This is a genomic window from Methylocystis sp. (assembly GCF_050251305.1).
In the GTDB taxonomy this organism is placed as follows: domain Bacteria; phylum Pseudomonadota; class Alphaproteobacteria; order Rhizobiales; family Beijerinckiaceae; genus Methylocystis.
Map to the genome: position 1 here is coordinate 92,734 of NZ_JBFWNB010000002.1, position 16,708 is coordinate 109,441.

Genomic DNA, 16,708 nt, shown 5'->3' on the forward strand with positions numbered 1-16,708 from the left:
CGGAACGCTTTCCGGTGGTTTTGCATTCTCTCTGCACGACAGGGAAATTGTGGAGCCGCCGTTATGTCCCAGCACAACTTCATCGCCCGCCGCTTGCTGAAGGTCGCCGCCGTCGCCGCTATCGCGGGACTTTCGGCGACCGCCGTGAACGCTCAGGAACGCTCCTTCATGGCACTCTTCGATCCGACGGCCGGCGCGCAGGAGATGACCGCGTCCTACTATGACGCCCGCGAGCAGCAGGCCTATTACGGGGACCAGGATCAGCAGGCCTATTACGCCTCTCAGGATCCTCAGGCCTATTACGGATCGCAGGATCCCCAGGCCTACTACAACGGCGGCCAGGAAGACGGCCGGCTGGCGCGCGAATATCCGTCAACGACGCGCGAGCTCGTCCAGGATCCGACCAATGAGCGTCCCGGCACGATCACCGTCGACACCAAGAATCGCTATCTCTATCTGTCACTGTCTAACGGTCAGGCCATGCGCTACGGAGTCGGCGTCGGCCGTCAGGGCTTCACCTGGAAAGGCCGGACGCATATCGGCCGCAAGGAGACCTGGCCCGGCTGGACGCCGCCGGCCGCGATGTTGAAGCGCCGCCCCGATCTGCCGCGCCATATGGCCGGCGGCGAGGACAATCCGCTGGGCGCGCGCGCCATGTATCTCTACTCGGGCGGCCGCGACACGATGTTCCGCATTCACGGCTCCAACGAGCCCTGGACGATCGGACAGGCTGTGTCCTCGGGCTGCATCCGCATGCTGAACACTGACGTGACCGATCTGTTCAGCCGCGTGAAAGTGGGCACCACGGTCGTCGTGCTGTAAGCGAACCCAACGCTGCGCCAAGACAATGCGCCAAGACAACGCGCAAGACAAAAGGCCCCGGCTGCTCGGGGCCTTTTTTTGCGCTCTAGGACGTAGACTCATTATCGCGTAGCCAGACGCGGACGGCGACGAGCTTGAGAGCAGCGAGGAAGTTTACGGCGGTCTTGTCGTATCTCGTGGCGATGCGTCGATAGTGCTTGATCTTGTTGAAGAAGCGCTCGACGAGATTGCGGGCCTTATATAGATGCTTCGAAAAGCAGATCGGGTCTTTGCGGTTGGACTTGGGCGGGATATTGGCCCAGGCGCCGCGCGCGGTCGCTACGTCGCGCAGCGCATTGGCGTCGTAGCCTTTGTCGGCCAGCAGCATGGCGTCCTTGGGCAAATCGGCGATCATTTCCGGCGCACTTTCGATGTCGCTCTTTTGCCCGGCCGTGAGTTTGAGTTTCAGCGGTCGGCCCTTCTTGTCGACGAGCGCGTGGATTTTCGTTGTGAGGCCGCCTCGCGAACGCCCCAGACATCGATCTCGATCCCCCTTTTTGCCGTCGCGCCCTGCTGATGAACACGAACGACGGAGGTATCGATCATCTGCACATCGCCATCATGCGCCTTTACGATGGCATCCATCAGGCGATCCCAGACGCCAGCCTTCCGCCATCGATTGAAGCGATTGTAGATCGTCGTGCGCGGGCCGTAGCGCTCCGGCAAGTCGCCCCAGGGCGCGCCCGAGCGCAGCACCCAGAAAATGCCGTTGAGAACCCGCCGGTCGTCGACACGCGGAACGCCGCGCGGCTTGTTGGGAAGATGCGGCTTGATCGCTTTCCACTCGAAATCCGTGAGCTCATAACGGGCCATGGCGAAAGCTCCTTGAAGGAGCTTGAATCACGCCACCGTCGATTCGGGAATCCCGGTCGCCCCGTTTATGAGTTCACGTCCTAGTCAAGCGAGCAGGTGAACACGAAGTTGGTGAGCGCGGAAAAGGTCACTTGGATGGCGATCCAGACGCCGATCAGCGACCAGGCGAGCTTGTATTTCTCGCGGCCGTAGAGAAACGCGCCGAAGAGCGGCAGGATGAGAAAGAAGAACTGCCAGGGCGTGCTGACGAAGGTATCGCAGTACCAGAGGTTTAACTTTTCACTGACCATTTACTCTCACCTCGGCAGATTGGTTTCGCCCATCAAGAAATCATCCACCGCGTGGGCGCATTGGCGTCCTTCGCGGATGGCCCATACGACGAGCGACTGTCCGCGCCGCATGTCGCCGCAGGCGAAGACCTTTTCGCGGGAAGACTGATAGACGCGCGTATCCGCAGCGACATTGCCGCGCGAATCGAGATCGACGGCGAGCGCCTCGAGCAGCCCTTCGCGCACCGGCGACACAAAGCCCATCGCAAGCAGCACAAGATCGGCTTTGATCTTGAATTCGCTGCCCGGCTCCTCCTGCATTTTGCCGTCGACGCGCACGCAGCGCAGCGCCTTGACCGCGCCTTCCTTGCCCTCGAATTCGCGGGTCAGCACCGAGAATTCCCGGGCCGAACCTTCCTCGTGCGAGGAGGAGGTGCGCAGCCGCAGCGGCCAGTCGGGCCAGGTCAGCAGCTTGTGCTCCTTCTCCGGCGGACGCGGCATGATTTCGAGCTGCGTGACCGATAGCGCGCCCTGGCGCACCGAAGTGCCGATGCAGTCGGATCCGGTGTCGCCGCCGCCAATCACCACGACATGCTTGCCGGTCGCCAGGATCGGCTCATTCGTCGAGAGCGGCTCGCCCGAGACGCGCCGGTTCTGCTGCGGCAGAAAATCCATCGCAAAGTGAACCCCGCGCAATTCGCGGCCGGGAATCGGCAGGTCGCGGGGCTGTTCGGCGCCTCCGGCGAGGATGACGGCGTCATGGCCCGCCACCAGATCGTCCGCCGACAGATCGACGCCGACGTGAACGCCGCAGTGAAATGCGACGCCCTCCGCCTCCATCTGCTGAACGCGCCGGTCGATGAGATGCTTCTCCATCTTGAAATCGGGGATGCCGTAGCGCAGCAGTCCGCCGGGCTTTGCGTGCTTTTCATAGACATGCACGTCGTGGCCGGCGCGCCCGAGCTGCTGCGCCGCAGCAAGCCCCGCCGGCCCCGAGCCCACGACCGCGATCCTCTTGCCTGTCTTGCGCTTGGGCGGCTCGGGAACGACCCAGCCGTGCTCAAAGCCGCGGTCGACGATGGCGCATTCGATCGTTTTGATCGTGACCGGCTGATCCTGGAGATTCAAGGTGCAGGAGGCTTCGCAGGGCGCCGGGCAGACCCGTCCCGTGAATTCCGGGAAATTGTTGGTGGAATGGAGATTGACGAGCGCGCGCCGCCATTCGCCGTGGTAGACGAGATCATTCCAGTCGGGAATCTGATTATTGACCGGGCAACCGTTGTGACAGAACGGAATGCCGCAATCCATGCAGCGCGACGCCTGGTTGCGCGTGGTCTCTTCCGATAAGGGGATGACGAATTCGCGATAGTGGCGAATGCGGTCGGCCGCCGGCTTGTATTTGCGGTCCTGCCGGTCGATCTCAAGAAACCCGGTCACCTTACCCATCGTGTCGCGCACCCCTCGCGCCGCGGGCCGCAGCGGCAACGGTATCCGTCATCGGAGCGGCAATCCTGCCGCAAGCGATTTCGTCCCGGCCCAAGCGCCCCGAGCTGCCGCAATGTTGGATGATTTCTAAACGCTTTCGAGGGGTCGGCGTCAAGCCGCGAAACTTCGGCGCTCGTTTCCGCCGGCCTCGTGGCGCGGGACTAATGAGCGCTGGGGCTCATGCCGCGAGGCGACAGCGCCATGCGAGGCGACCGGCCCTCCCTGACGCGCGCATGCAGCAATTTCACCTGGCGCTGCGCCTTCGCCTCGTAAAGCGCTTCGTCCGCCAAAGCGAGCAACGCTTCGGCGTCGGCGCCATGTTCCGGAACCAGCGCCACGCCGACGCTCACGCCGATCGTCGCGCCAATTTCGTCGCCGAGATCATAGGGCGCCGATATCGAATTCGTCAGCCGTTGGCCCAGATCCGTCGCCTGCTCCGCGCCCAGCCCCTTGGCGAGCACCACGAACTCATCGCCGCCGATTCGCGCCGCCACGTCCGTCGCGCGCAAGGAGTTCCGGAGGCGATCGGCGACGATCTTGAGCAGCTTGTCGCCGGCCGCGTGTCCAAACGTGTCGTTGACCGCCTTGAAGTTGTCGAGATCGAGAAACAGCACCGCGAGATCGGCGCCGCGCCCCGCGCCGCCGCCGTTCAGGCTGGCGTCGACGGCGGCGGCCAGCCCCACGCGGTTCGAAAGGCCGGTGAGCGAATCATGTTTGGCGCGATGGTCATTCTCGCGTTCGGCCAGCATCGTCGCGACAAGCATCTTGTTGAGATTGTAGGAGGCGGCGATCATGGCGGCGAGATAGAACGGCACTTGAATATATACGACATAAAGCAGCGGTTCGCCCGAAAGCGCCGCGCCTACCATGAACGGGCCGAGCGTTGTCAGGATCATTGCACCAGCGAGGCGAGGCGCGGCGAAATTCCGAATTCCGATGCCGCCGACCATGGCGGATCCGGAAAGACAGGCCAGAGTCGCGGAAACCCAGTCGCCAATCGCGAGGCTGATGCAAGCGCCATAGCCGACGCCGCTGCTCCAGAGAAGCTGAAGCACGAAATAAAGATCGGTCGGCGTGGGACGATGGGCGAGGGCGGCGCGTCGGGAGACATTGAGCACGAGAAGACGCACGGCGCCGAGCACGATTTCGAAAATGAACCAGGCGATGAAGGGCGGCGTCTGTTCGCGCGCGGCGATCGCCCCCGAGACGACGATGGTGTTGATGACGCCGCCAAAGAAGACAGGAAGAGTTCCAAACAAGCCGCCGATCAGCTTCAGCTGGATGTCACGCGGCGCGCGTGGGCCCGGATTGACGAGCCAGCGCACCGCGGGCCAGCGCGGCATGCTGTATATTCTGGTGTCCTCACGCATCTGGCTTCCTGGCCATCGTCAAGGAAAACCGTAGTGTTTAAACTGGGTTAGCCCGACTCTCCCCCCTTTAGCCGACCTTACCGAGAAAAGCAAAGCGACGCCTGCGCGCCGCATCGCCAGTCTAGCGTACTTTGCGTTTCATTCGCCTGCAGCCTTGAGCTGTGGCCTCTGCCCTTTGCGCGCATTCATTTCATTGAGCGCCCGCCGATATTCGACCGGCATCACCTTCCGGAACTTGCCCATGTAATTCGGCCAATCCTCCAGAATGGCGCGCGCGCGCGTCGAGCCGGTGTAGCGCAGATGATTGGCGATCAGCTGGCGCAGGCGCTCGGCGTCGAAGCGCGTCATGTCGCTCATCACATCGACGCGGCCATGGCCTTCGAGGTCGCCCGACTGGTGATAGGTTTCAGTCATGACGGTTTCTTCGTCGCGCACGGGCTCAAGATCGACCATTGCGAGATTGCAGCGCGTTGCGAACGCGTCGTCCTCATCCAAAACGTAAGCGATGCCGCCCGACATGCCAGCAGCAAAGTTACGGCCGGTCGCGCCCAGAACGACGACGACGCCGCCCGTCATATATTCGCAGCCGTGATCGCCCGCGCCCTCGACGACGGCGACGGCGCCCGAGTTGCGCACCGCGAAGCGCTCGCCGGCGACGCCGCGGAAATAGCACTCGCCGGCGATCGCGCCATAGAGCACCGTATTGCCGACGATGATCGAACTCGACGGATCGATCTGCTGCGCGTCGCGCGACGGATAGATGATGAGCTTTCCGCCCGAGAGGCCCTTGCCCACATAGTCGTTGGCTTCGCCTTCCAGACGCAGCGTCACGCCGCGCGCGAGAAACGCGCCAAAGCTCTGTCCCGCCGTGCCGGTCGCGCGAATGTCGATCGTGTCCTCCGGCAATCCCGCAAGGCCGTAGATCCTCGCGACTTCGCCAGAGAGCATGGCGCCAGTGGCGCGATCGACGTTGCGGATGGAGGTTTCGATCGAAACCTTCGCGCCGCGATCGAGCGCCGCGCGCGCTTCGGCGATCAACTTGTTGTCGAGAACCTTATCCAGTCCATGATCCTGCGCCGCGCTGTGCCGGATCGCGCCGCCCTCTCCCTCCGGCTTGAAGAACAGCTTGGAAAAGTCGAGGCCGCGCGCCTTCCAATGCGCCATCGCCTTGTCCTTATCGAGCATTTGCATCTGCCCGATCATCTCGTCGAAGCTGCGGTAGCCCATGGCGGCCATGAGTTCGCGCGCTTCTTCGGCGACGAAGAAGAAGTAGTTGATGACATGTTCGGGCAAGCCGACAAATCGCTTGCGCAGAACCGGGTCCTGAGTCGCGACGCCGGCGGGGCAAGTGTTGAGATGGCACTTGCGCATCATGATGCAGCCCGCCGCGATGAGCGGCGCGGTCGCGAAGCCGAATTCATCGGCGCCGAGCAACGCTCCGATCACGACGTCGCGGCCGGTGCGCAATCCGCCGTCGACCTGCACGGCGATGCGCGAACGCAGATTGTTCAAGACGAGCGTCTGATGCGTTTCAGCGAGGCCGATCTCCCAGGGAGAGCCCGCATGCTTGATTGAGGTGAGCGGCGAAGCGCCGGTGCCGCCTTCGAAACCGGAAATCGTCACATGATCGGCGCGGCCTTTGGAGACGCCCGCGGCGACCGTGCCGACTCCCACTTCGGAAACGAGCTTCACCGACACCGCTGCGCGCGGATTGGCGTTTTTGAGATCGAAGATCAGCTGCGCCAAATCCTCGATCGAATAAATATCATGGTGCGGCGGCGGCGAGATCAGGCCGACGCCGGGCGTTGAATGGCGCACTTTCGCGATGACGGCGTCGACCTTATCGCCAGGCAGCTGGCCGCCTTCGCCGGGCTTTGCGCCCTGCGCCATCTTGATCTGAATCATGTCGGCGTTGACGAGATATTCCGTCGTCACGCCAAAGCGCCCGGACGCCACCTGCTTGATGGCGCTGCGCATCGAATCGCCGTTCGGCAGCGGCTTGAATCGATCCGGCTCTTCGCCGCCCTCGCCCGTGTTCGACCTGCCGCCGATGCGATTCATCGCGATCGCGAGAGTCGTATGCGCCTCTCGCGAAATGGAGCCGAACGACATGGCGCCGGTCGAGAAGCGCTTGACGATCTCGCTTGCGGACTCAACCTCGTCGAGTGGAACCGGCGTGCGCCCGTCCTCGTCGGCGCCCTTGATGCGGAAGAGTCCGCGCAGATTGAGCAGCTTCTGGTCCTGCTCGTTCAGAAGCTTCGCGAACGCACGATACTTATCATGCGCATTGCCGCGCACGGCGTGCTGCAGCAGCGACACCGTCTGCGGCGTCCAGCTGTGCGCCTCGCCTCTGATGCGGAAGGCGTAATCGCCGCCGACGTCGAGCGCCTCCTTGTAGACGGGCGCATCGCTGAACGCGAGACGATGTCGACGCACCGTCTCACGCGCGATTTCTTCGAGACCGACGCCTTCGATGCGCGTCGTCGTGCCAGTGAAGAATTCGTCGACAAAGCTTTGCGCAAGACCCACCGCGTCGAAGATCTGCGCGCCGCAGTAGGACTGATAGGTGGAGATGCCCATCTTCGACATCACCTTGAGCAATCCCTTGTCGACCGCCTTGATGAAGCGCTTGACGGCGGTCGGGCCGTCCGTGTCGGCGGGGAACTCATCCGCCGACGCGACAAGCGTCTCAAAGGCGAGATAGGGATTGATCGCTTCGGCGCCGTATCCCGCCAGGCAGCAGAAATGATGGACTTCGCGCGCCTCGCCCGTCTCGACGACGAGGCCGACCGACGTGCGCAGTCCTCTGCGGATCAGATGATGGTGAACGGCGGCGGTCGCGAGCAGCGCCGGAATCGGAATGCGATCCGGCCCCACCATGCGGTCGGAGAGGATGATGATGTTGTAGCGTCCGCTGACCGCCTCCTCGGCGCGTTGGCACAGACGCTGGATGGCGGCGCGCATGCCCTCGGCGCCCTTTGCGGCGTCATAGGTGACGTCGATCGTCTTGGTGTCGAAACTGTCTTCGACCGTGCCGATCCAGCGGATCTTTTCGAGGTCTTCGCTCGTCAGGATCGGCTGCCGCACTTCGAGGCGCTTCTTGTTCGCCGAGCCTTCATGATCGAGGATGTTGGGCCGCGGACCGATGAAGGAAACGAGGCTCATCACCAATTCTTCGCGGATCGGATCGATCGGCGGATTGGTCACCTGCGCGAAGTTCTGCTTGAAATAGGTGTAGAGCAGCTTCTCCTTGTCGGAGAGCGGCGACACGGGCGTGTCCGTGCCCATCGAACCGACCGCCTCCTGGCCGGTGACGGCCATCGGGAACAGCAGCAGGTCGAGGTCTTCCTGCGTATAGCCGAAGGCTTGCTGACGATCGAGCATTGACACGTCCCATCGCGCCGGACGCGTATCGACGGGCTTGAGGTCCTCGAGTTGGATCTGCGTGCGCGACAACCACTCCCTGTACGGATGGGAGTTCGACAGCTCCTTCTTGATCTCGTCGTCCGAAATGATGCGTCCCTGCTCGAGATCGACGAGCAGCATCTTGCCCGGCTGCAGCCGCCACTTCGTGACGATCTTCGATTCAGGAATCGGCAGCACGCCCATTTCCGACGCCATGACGACGAGACCGTCGTCGGTGACGAGATAGCGGGCCGGACGCAACCCGTTGCGGTCGAGCGTCGCGCCGATCTGTCTACCGTCGGTAAACGCCATGGCGGCGGGGCCGTCCCACGGCTCCATCAGCGCCGCATGATGCTCGTAGAACGCCTTGCGATCGGCGTCCATCAGCGGATTGCCGGCCCAGGCCTCCGGGATCAGCATCATCACCGCATGCGCCAGCGAGTAGCCGCCGCGCACGAGGAATTCGAGCGCATTGTCGAAACAGGCGGTGTCGGACTGGCCTTCATAGGAAATCGGCCAGAGCTTGCTGATCTCGTCGCCGAACAGCGGCGAAGAGACCGACGCCTGGCGCGCCGCCATCCAGTTGAGATTGCCGCGCAGCGTATTGATCTCGCCGTTATGGGCGACGAAGCGGTAGGGATGCGCAAGCCGCCACGACGGAAAGGTGTTCGTCGCGAAGCGCTGATGGACGAGCGCAAGCGCCGAGACGAACCGCTCGTCCTTGAGATCGATGAAATATTCGCCGAGTTGCGAGACGAGAACCATGCCCTTGTAGACGATGGTGCGCGACGAGACGGAGACGGCGTAGAATTCGCGACCGCCGTTGCCGAGCGTATAGATCTCGTTCGAGGCGGCCTTGCGCGCGAGATAGATGCGCCGCTCGAATTCGTCGGCGTCGGCCACGTCGGATCCCCGGCCGATGAAGATCTGCGCATGGTGTGGCTCGACGGCTTTCACCGCCTCGCCGAGATCGCTCGAATTGAGCGGAAGCTCGCGCCAGCCGAGAACGACCAGCCCCTCCTCCGCGACCGACTTTTCGATGATGGCGCGCGCCCGCGCGCCCGTTTCAGGATCGCGCGGCAGGAAAAACTGTCCGATGGCGTAATCGCCGGCGGCGGGAAGTTCGATGCCGAGCTTGGCGCACTCGGCCTTGAAGAACTCGTGCGGGATCTGGAGAAGAATGCCGCACCCGTCGCCCAGTTTCGGATCGGCGCCGACCGCGCCGCGATGATCGAGATTGAGCAGAATCTGCAGACCCATCTCGACGATGGCGTGCGACTTCTCGTTGCGCATGTTGGCGACGAAGCCGACGCCGCAGGAGTCGTGCTCCTTGGCGGGATCATAGAGCCCTTGCGCCTGCGGAAGAGCGGGGTCGCGCCCGAACGGCTGCGACCCGGCTTCAGCGAAGTGCTCGGCGGCTTTCGTCATCTCGGCGTCTCCTCGACAGGACCGCGCGCCTCTTCGTGCGCCCTCCCGCCCGCTCATCGAAACATAAAACTGTCGCAGGCGTGACCGAAATCGTCGCCGCCCTTCTCTCTCGCTTCGCCGTAACGCGGTTTATGGCGTTGCGACACCTTTGCGCCCCTGTCTCGCCGAAGGCGCAAGGCAAGGGACGCGCCACCTGCAAGCCGGGTCATTTCCGTGGCCAAAGCGGCGTCAAGCGCCGACCATTAAAATGAAACGCGGGCTTCCAAAAGCGCGCGCCGCTTTAAGGTCAGCAACGCTGACTTATCTGCGGGGCTAGTTTACTGCCAGATTTGCGCCGAGGTGACAAGCAAGCGCTTGAGCTTTTGGAGCCTTGAGGGTCCAACGCTCGCCGCAATGTTGTCTGAGCATCCGCCGAACGCCGAGAGGGCTTGAACAGGGAAAAAACAATGCGGTCATTGAATGGGAAAGCGGTTTTGCCATTCGCGCTGGCGCTGGCGGCGGGCGCTGTTGCGCCGCAACACGCCTTTGCCCAATTTTTCTTCCGACCGTTCGCCTATAGCTACAGCTACCAGGCTCCCCCCGCCGAGGCGCCGCGCTTCGCGTCACGCCGTGCGGTCGCCTCAATTCTCGGACGAGAGGGGTATCGGCTCGTCGGGCCGCTCGGCCATCGGGGCGAGCAGATCGTTGCAACCGGCGTCAGCCGCCGGGAGGGCGAGATACGCTTCATCATCGATCCCTATGAGGGGCGCATCTTGCGCGCCGTAAGGCTTGGACCGCCGCCGGCCTATGATCGGGGACCGCGCTATGGCGGCGGTTACGGCCCGGCTGGGGTCGATCCCTACGCGCCGCCGGCAGCCGGCGCGCCCTCAGTGGGACGATCAGGTCCGGCCGCTCGAGACCTCGGCAATGAGGGCTATCCGGATGCGAACGGCGCGCGCCAAGCGCCCGGCGGCGCAAGCCTGGGGAACGCCGCGCCGGGCAGGTCGACCAAACAGCGCGCGCGGACGGCTCGAACAGGCGCCGCGCCCGTGGCGCAGCCTGAGCTCAAGTCCAACATCGACGCGGCCAAGACCCCGGCCGCCTCGGCGCCGGCGCAAGAGGCGTCCGCGCCAACGCCGAACGCCGCAACGGAGACCCCCGACAAAGCCGCCGCCGATGGCGCAGCGGCACAGACGGGGGAGACGGCCAAGACTGCGCGCGCGGCTGAGCCCTCCGAAACCGCCCGCGGGTCTCAACCGAGCGCCGAGCGCTCAACCCAGCCGGCGCCGGTATCGGCCGAAAACGTTTCGAAGGAGGCCCCTTCAGCGGCGCCGCCCGCCGAAACGCCCGTCCCCTCGCCGGCGCGAAACGCATCCGCGCCAGCGAAGCGCGCAGCCGCCGCCCGCGGCTCGTCGCGCCGGGCGATCGTGCCGCCGCGCGCCTCAAATGGCGTGATCGTCGCCCCCGCGGCGTCGGCGCCGGCGGTTTCGAAGCCGGCCGACGCTGCGACGACCGCCAAGACGCCCGCTGGCGCCGCAACGACAAACGCCGGCGGATAAATAAAAAAGGCGCCCCGAAATGGGCGCCTCTTTCATTTCACGTCAGACCTTGTGGTTACGCGGCCTTCGACTCGACGACGGTCGCGGCCGGGGCGCCGACGCCGATGTCGATGCGGCGGGGCTTCTGCGTTTCCGGGATCTCGCGCACGAGGTCGACGTGCAGCAGCCCATTCACCAAACTCGCGCCCGTTACGACGACGTGATCGGCGAGCTGGAACCGACGCTCAAAGGCCCGTGCGGCGATGCCCTGATGCAGGACCTCGCGGCTCTCGGACGACTGCGCCGGCTCTTTCGAGCCCTTGACGGACAGCGTGTTTTCTTTGGTCTCGACGGACAGCTCCTCACGCGAGAAGCCTGCCACCGCGAGCGTCACCCGATAGGCGTTTTCGCCGGTGCGCTCGATGTTATAGGGCGGGTAGGTTTGGGACGTTTCGAAGCCGCCGGCCTGATCAAGCAGGTTGAACAGACGGTCGAAGCCGACGGTCTGACGGTACAGCGGCGAGAGATCGAACTGACGCATGACATATCCTCCAGTTGAGCGACATGCGGCGCGCTTGCGTAACCGCGCCGCGCCTCTTAGCGCGTCCGTTACGACCCGCGCTAAATTCGATCTAAGAAGAGAAGCGGCGGCGTTCAAGAGGCGCCGCCCATAACGGAGGCGCCTGTCAGACCTGCAGCGACTGCCGCTCGGGCGCGCGAAACGGCGATTCCAGGGCAAGCACGAGCTTGACCAAATCCGCCTGACGGCTCGCGCCGGTTTTCTGAAAAATGCTCTTCAAATAGCCCTTGACCGTGCCTTCGCTCAGGCCGAGCGCGCGCGCCGTTGGCGGGACTCCCCCCACTTCGGCGATGGCGAGGAGCACGGAGCTCTCCCGGGCGGTGAGGCCGAACAGCGCCGCGGCGACGGCGCCGCCGTCATCCGCGTTCAGCGCCAGCCGGCGCAGAAACAGCGCCGAGAGCCCATTCGACAATGGCAACACATGCATGACGCAGCAACGCGCATCGCCTCGCTTCACCATAATGGCGAAGGCCTCGGCGTCAGCGCCCTCGGTACGGGCGAGCGCCCGCTCCAGAGCTTCCTTTGCGCGGGCGTCGGTCAGCGTCAACATTTCGCCGGAGAGCGCGACCGCATCGTCTTCGGCGAGCATGTCGTTGGCGCTGCGGTTCTTGTGGACGACGCGCAGCCTGTCGTCGACGACGAACACGGGCGAGGACAACTCCTGGAACAATTCGACGAGAGCGGCCGTGTCTGACGCCGGCTCATGCTGCGCGATCGCCTCCGCAAGATCAGGAAGCAGCGCGTCCAGACGCGCCTTCGCCTCAGTCGTCGCGAGGCCTGCGCGTTCGTCGCGCAGCGCGACGAAGATGCAAACGCCGGCGTTGGATCGGTGAATGACTCCGCCAATCACATCGGCGAGTCCGAAGGGCGCCATCCAGCGTTGGTAGACGCTGCTCTCATGCAGCTCGTCGCCTGAAACGAAATCTTCCGACGAAAACGCACGGCCAACGCCAATCTCGGCCAGGATCCGCGCTTTGATGGGATCGAGTTTGCGATGGTTGCGCAGATATTCGACGATCCATGCCTTCTCGGCGCGTGTCGAATGCTTGAGCTCCAACAGCGCCGAAACACGATCTTCGAACAGCAGGGCCGCAAAGCGCGCGTCCAGAACATGCGCAATTTTGTCGAGCGCATCAGGCCAGTTTCGAGCATCCGCGCCGGCGGCTTCGATCGCCCCGGCAATTCGCGCATCCGGATCTTTCGTCGACGTCATTTCTATACTCGGTGCGACCTCTCGCTACGCCCATCGCGAAACCGATCTCCGCGAGGGCGCTCGCCGCGCGGCGAGTGTCGAACTGCCCTGGATCCCAAGGAAAACCAATAAAAACCCAAGGGCGTCAATTGCTCGCACCTTAACCATTGTGTTGCGCAACTGCAACAAGGACAAGAATTTACGCATACGCCGACGAAGACCTCCCAATCGGGGGGAAACGATAAAAAGCGTACCGGGTAAGTTACATGAAACGGAATCGGCGCGGCGGCATGTCACCCTCAGCATCAATCACGACAGAAAGAATTGACGCCAGGCGCCATGGCCTGCGCGCTTTTCTTGCCGTGACGCTGTTCGTTGTCTCGGCGCTGATGCAGGCGACCGTGGCGCAGCATGTGGCGCTGACCGCGACGCATGAGTTCTGCGTCAGAAGCGATGCGACTGAGAGCGAGGCGCCGAGCGGCGCGCCGGCAATCGGCTGGCATGCGCATTGCGGCGCCTGCTCCATCGCGACGGCGCCGCTCATTCCCGAGAAGGCGGCGGTCGCGCAGCTCGAACAGCCGCCGGTCCTGCTCGTCTATTTCGACGCTTGGCCGTTCGAACCGCGAGAACCCCGCCGTCCAGGCGACACACGCTCCCGGGCGCCTCCCGCACTCTCCTGACACACAAAAAACGCGCAACGTTTCAACCGCCCTTGCCGGCGGATCAGGAGATCTGTTCCATGCCCCCTACCGCTCTCATGCGCGGCGTCAGCGCCTGCGCGATCATTCTTGCGTCGGTCGCGACCGCTAAGGCCCAAGTCTCGCTTCCCCAGATCGTCGTCGGCGCGTCGCAGCCACAGGCGCCGTCCACGCCGCCGCTGGACAAGGCCGGCGAGACCGACGTCTCGCAAAAGGAAATCGTCGAGGAGAAGCCGCCGGTCACGGATACGGCGAAACTTCTTGAACGTGAGCCGGGCGTCAGCGTCCAGACTGGCGGCGGCGTTTCAGGTCTTCCCGCGATCCGCGGCCTCGCCGACGATCGGCTGAAGATTCTCGTCGGCGGCGTGCAGACGACGTCCACCTGCGCCAATCACATGAATTCGCCCTTGAGCTACACCGATCCGAATACGATCGGCCGGGTTGAAGTCGTGACCGCGGTGTCCTCGGTCAGCAAGGGCGGCGATTCGATCGGCGGTTCGATCCTGGTCACACCGAGATCCCCAGTGTTTGCGACGCCCGTGGTCGCGCCCGCGGTCATCGGCCCCGGCGGCGCGCCCGTGTCGCCGATCGTCGCGGCGAGTCCCTACGGTCCGGTTCCCTATCTGCCGCTGCCGGTTCCGGGCTCGCTGCGTTTCGGCCCGAACAATGAGGTTCTGGCGACGGGCGCGATTTCAGCGTTCTTCCGCGGCAACAATAATGGCGTTGGCGTTTCCGCAAACATCAACATGGCCAACGACCATTGGAGCCTGCTCTACAACGGGTCCTGGCAACGGGCGACCGACTATCACGCCGGCGGCAATGGCGACAAAGTTCTGTCGACGAGCTTCATCTCGGAGAACCACGCCGTCACGCTGGGCTACCAGAACGAAGGCCATCTGTTCACCTTCCGCGGCGCCTATCAGAACATCCCCTATCAGGGATTTCCGAACCAGCGCATGGACATGACGCGAAATCGCTCCTATTCGCTGGACGCGGGCTACAAGGGCGCCTACGAGTGGGGCACGGTCGAGGCGCGCGCCTATTGGCATCAGGTGTTCCACAAGATGGGATTCCTGGAGGACCGCTTCTACTTGAACCACCCGATGATCGCGCTCGGACGCGACTTCGGCTATTCGGTCAAGACTGAAATCCCATACGGCGATCAGGATATCTTCCGTATCGGCAATGAGTTCCACGGCTACCGGCTGCAGGACTACTGGCCGAACGATTTCACCAACTTCCCCAATTTCGCCGCCATGCCGCGGCAGTTCGCCCAGATCAACATCAACGGCGGACAACGCAATCGCATCGGCACCTATGCGGAATGGGAGCGCCGCTGGACCCCACAGTGGTCGAGCCTGATCGGCCTGCGCAATGACATCGTCTGGATGGATACGGGTCCCGGCCGCAGCTACACGCCCTTCGCATTCAACAATCTAAACGTCAGGGCGGTCAATCTGTTCAACGCACAGAGCCACGCCCGCACCGACGTCAATTTCGACATGACCGCGCTGGCGCGCTACGAACCGACGCCCGGCAGCCTTTACGAATTCGGCTATTCGCGAAAGACGCGCTCTCCCAATCTTTATGAGCGCTATATCTGGCCGGTGTTCAGCCCGTTCACGGCGATGTTCAACTGGTTCGGCGACGGCAACGGCTATACCGGCAATCTCAATTTGAAGCCGGAAGTCGCGCACAACATCGCCTTCACGGGCGCCTGGCGCGACATGTCCGGCGCCAACAATTGGGAGGCGCGGATTTCGCCCTTCTACACCTTCGTCGAGAACTACATCGACGGCGCCAGGACGGGAGGCACCTTCAATCAGTTCCCTGTGGCGAATTCCTACATTTTCCAGATCATGCAGTTTCGCAACTTCAGGGCGGAGCTCTATGGCGTCGACGCCTCGGGCCGAATCAAGCTGCATGAATCGCCCGAATACGGCAGGCTGCAAGCCCTCGGCGTCGTCAGTTTCGTCTATGGGCGAAATCTCGACATCGGCAATCCGCAGTATTGTCTGCCGGGCAACGGTCTGTGCTCCGTCGCGTCCTTCCTGATCAAGAAGGGCGACGGACTTTGGAATATAATGCCTGCCAATGCGCGCATCACGCTCGAGCACCAGCTCGGCGGATTGACCATGGCGGCCGAAACCCAACTCGTCGCGCCCAAGGACCATGTGTCGGCGAACAAGGGCGAGTTCACGACCCCGGCCTATGCGCTGCTCAATCTGCGCGCGGCCTATGAGTGGAGCAACATGCGCATCGACCTCGGGGTCGATAATATCACCAATGCGCTCTACTCGCTGCCGCTTGGCGGCTTCGACCTGTCGAACTATTCGTGGAACGCGCGTCTTTTCGGCCAGACGGCGGGCCTCGCCAGCGTGCGCCAGGTGCCGGGAATGGGCCGCAACTTCTACGCGGGACTGACCGTGAAGTTCTGAGCCCGACGCACAAAAGTTGAAAGGCGGCGCGCCTTTGCGCCGCCTTTCTTGCGGCTCTCCGCGTCAAAAGCGATCGGGATCGCGTTGTTGCTCAAATACAACAAATCCAATAATTTATAAAAAAGCCGTCACCGTCTCTTTCGATCTCAAGAAAACATCGTAACAAGTAAGCAACGAAAAATTGGCCCCTCCTAAGCGGCGTGATGTCGGCAAAGGCTTCCCCGAAAACAGAGTGGAAAGATTCCAAACGGAGCGGCGTCCGCGTCGTCCTCCTTTTGGCGCTTTTCTTCATTTCCGCCGCAATGCAGGCGACGATCGCGCCGCGCATGGCGTTCGCGGGGTCGGATGAATTCTGCGCATTTAACGTCAGCGCCGCCGATACGCAGGCGCCGACTCAATCGCCGGCGCACGGCTGGGACGCGCATTGCAACGAATGCGCGACTGCGGCGGCGTACATCATACTCGTCGACAGACCGTCTGTTGCGCGCCTCGAGAGGTGGGCGACTGCGCCGGTCTATTTCGACGTCTGGCCGTTCGAACCGCGGGAACGACGCCGTTCCGGCGAAACACGCTCGCGGGCGCCGCCCCGCTTCTCCTGACGAAACAAGAACTCGCGCTGTTTCAACCGCCGGCTTGCCGCGGTCAGGAGATC

At 63.3% G+C, this 16,708-nt stretch carries 12 protein-coding genes; 5 read left to right on the forward strand and 7 right to left on the reverse strand.

What is annotated here, in order from left to right; genetic code table 11:
* Positions 1–63: 63 nt before the first annotated feature.
* Complete coding sequence (locus tag AB7F41_RS01360) at positions 64–822, forward strand: L,D-transpeptidase (RefSeq protein WP_428383570.1); 759 nt, start codon at positions 64–66, stop codon at positions 820–822.
* A gap of 85 nt (positions 823–907) precedes the next feature.
* Here the strand turns inward: AB7F41_RS01360 and AB7F41_RS01365 are convergent.
* The 5 genes from AB7F41_RS01365 to gltB all read right to left on the reverse strand — a co-directional run bounded on the left by AB7F41_RS01365 (position 908) and on the right by gltB (position 9,631).
* Positions 908–1,674 (reverse strand): IS5 family transposase gene (locus AB7F41_RS01365; protein ID WP_428406412.1). Its coding sequence is split into 2 segments (ribosomal slippage): positions 908–1,362 and positions 1,362–1,674, totalling 768 coding nucleotides; the frame shifts between segments, so codons are not numbered across the junction.
* An 80-nt stretch (positions 1,675–1,754) separates the two neighbouring features.
* A complete protein-coding gene (locus AB7F41_RS01370) occupies positions 1,755–1,964 on the reverse strand; it encodes a hypothetical protein (protein ID WP_428383568.1) in 210 nt (69 codons plus the stop codon).
* Positions 1,965–1,970: 6 nt separating this feature from the next.
* Positions 1,971–3,389 carry a glutamate synthase subunit beta gene (locus tag AB7F41_RS01375; RefSeq protein ID WP_428383670.1) on the reverse strand — a complete coding sequence of 473 codons (1,419 nt, stop codon included), beginning with the start codon at positions 3,387–3,389 and terminating at the stop codon, positions 1,971–1,973.
* 200 nt (positions 3,390–3,589) lie between these two features.
* Complete coding sequence (locus AB7F41_RS01380) at positions 3,590–4,798, reverse strand: diguanylate cyclase (RefSeq protein ID WP_428406413.1); 1,209 nt, start codon at positions 4,796–4,798, stop codon at positions 3,590–3,592.
* Positions 4,799–4,936: 138 nt separating this feature from the next.
* Positions 4,937–9,631: a glutamate synthase large subunit gene (gltB, locus tag AB7F41_RS01385; RefSeq protein ID WP_428406414.1), complete on the reverse strand. Its 4,695-nt coding sequence runs from the start codon at positions 9,629–9,631 to the stop codon at positions 4,937–4,939.
* A 446-nt stretch (positions 9,632–10,077) separates the two neighbouring features.
* On the opposite strand from gltB, the gene AB7F41_RS01390 reads away from it, so the two are divergent.
* Complete coding sequence (locus AB7F41_RS01390; RefSeq protein WP_428384900.1) at positions 10,078–11,169, forward strand: hypothetical protein; 1,092 nt, start codon at positions 10,078–10,080, stop codon at positions 11,167–11,169.
* Between the two features lie 55 nt (positions 11,170–11,224).
* Here AB7F41_RS01390 and AB7F41_RS01395 read toward each other — a convergent pair whose 3' ends face one another.
* Positions 11,225–11,689 (reverse strand): Hsp20 family protein, encoded by a 465-nt coding sequence (locus AB7F41_RS01395; protein ID WP_428384898.1) that lies wholly within the window; start codon positions 11,687–11,689, stop codon positions 11,225–11,227.
* A gap of 145 nt (positions 11,690–11,834) precedes the next feature.
* A complete protein-coding gene (locus tag AB7F41_RS01400) occupies positions 11,835–12,941 on the reverse strand; it encodes a helix-turn-helix transcriptional regulator (protein WP_428384896.1) in 1,107 nt (368 codons plus the stop codon).
* A 341-nt stretch (positions 12,942–13,282) separates the two neighbouring features.
* On the opposite strand from AB7F41_RS01400, the gene AB7F41_RS01405 reads away from it, so the two are divergent.
* The 3 genes from AB7F41_RS01405 (at position 13,283) to AB7F41_RS01415 (ending at position 16,655) form a co-directional block, all read left to right on the forward strand.
* The gene (locus AB7F41_RS01405) at positions 13,283–13,600 is read left to right on the forward strand and encodes a DUF2946 family protein (RefSeq protein WP_428384894.1); all 318 of its coding nucleotides are present in this window, start codon (positions 13,283–13,285) and stop codon (positions 13,598–13,600) included.
* 59 nt (positions 13,601–13,659) lie between these two features.
* Entirely contained in the window at positions 13,660–16,056 is a 2,397-nt protein-coding gene (locus tag AB7F41_RS01410; RefSeq protein ID WP_428384893.1) for a TonB-dependent receptor, read from the forward strand.
* 203 nt (positions 16,057–16,259) lie between these two features.
* The gene (locus AB7F41_RS01415) at positions 16,260–16,655 is read left to right on the forward strand and encodes a DUF2946 family protein (protein ID WP_428384891.1); all 396 of its coding nucleotides are present in this window, start codon (positions 16,260–16,262) and stop codon (positions 16,653–16,655) included.
* The last annotated feature ends 53 nt before the right edge of the window (positions 16,656–16,708 follow it).

Excerpts from the sequence above, each read along its gene's own strand:
- AB7F41_RS01360 (WP_428383570.1), top strand. The coding sequence starts at position 64 with ATGTCCCAGCACAACTTCATCGCCCGCCGCTTGCTGAAGGTCGCCGCC.
- AB7F41_RS01370 (WP_428383568.1), bottom strand. The coding sequence starts at position 1,964 with ATGGTCAGTGAAAAGTTAAACCTCTGGTACTGCGATACCTTCGTCAGC.
- AB7F41_RS01375 (WP_428383670.1), bottom strand. The coding sequence starts at position 3,389 with ATGGGTAAGGTGACCGGGTTTCTTGAGATCGACCGGCAGGACCGCAAA.
- AB7F41_RS01380 (WP_428406413.1), bottom strand. The coding sequence starts at position 4,798 with ATGCGTGAGGACACCAGAATATACAGCATGCCGCGCTGGCCCGCGGTG.
- gltB (WP_428406414.1), bottom strand. The coding sequence starts at position 9,631 with ATGACGAAAGCCGCCGAGCACTTCGCTGAAGCCGGGTCGCAGCCGTTC.
- AB7F41_RS01390 (WP_428384900.1), top strand. The coding sequence starts at position 10,078 with ATGCGGTCATTGAATGGGAAAGCGGTTTTGCCATTCGCGCTGGCGCTG.
- AB7F41_RS01395 (WP_428384898.1), bottom strand. The coding sequence starts at position 11,689 with ATGCGTCAGTTCGATCTCTCGCCGCTGTACCGTCAGACCGTCGGCTTC.
- AB7F41_RS01400 (WP_428384896.1), bottom strand. The coding sequence starts at position 12,941 with ATGACGTCGACGAAAGATCCGGATGCGCGAATTGCCGGGGCGATCGAA.
- AB7F41_RS01410 (WP_428384893.1), top strand. The coding sequence starts at position 13,660 with ATGCCCCCTACCGCTCTCATGCGCGGCGTCAGCGCCTGCGCGATCATT.
- AB7F41_RS01415 (WP_428384891.1), top strand. The coding sequence starts at position 16,260 with ATGTCGGCAAAGGCTTCCCCGAAAACAGAGTGGAAAGATTCCAAACGG.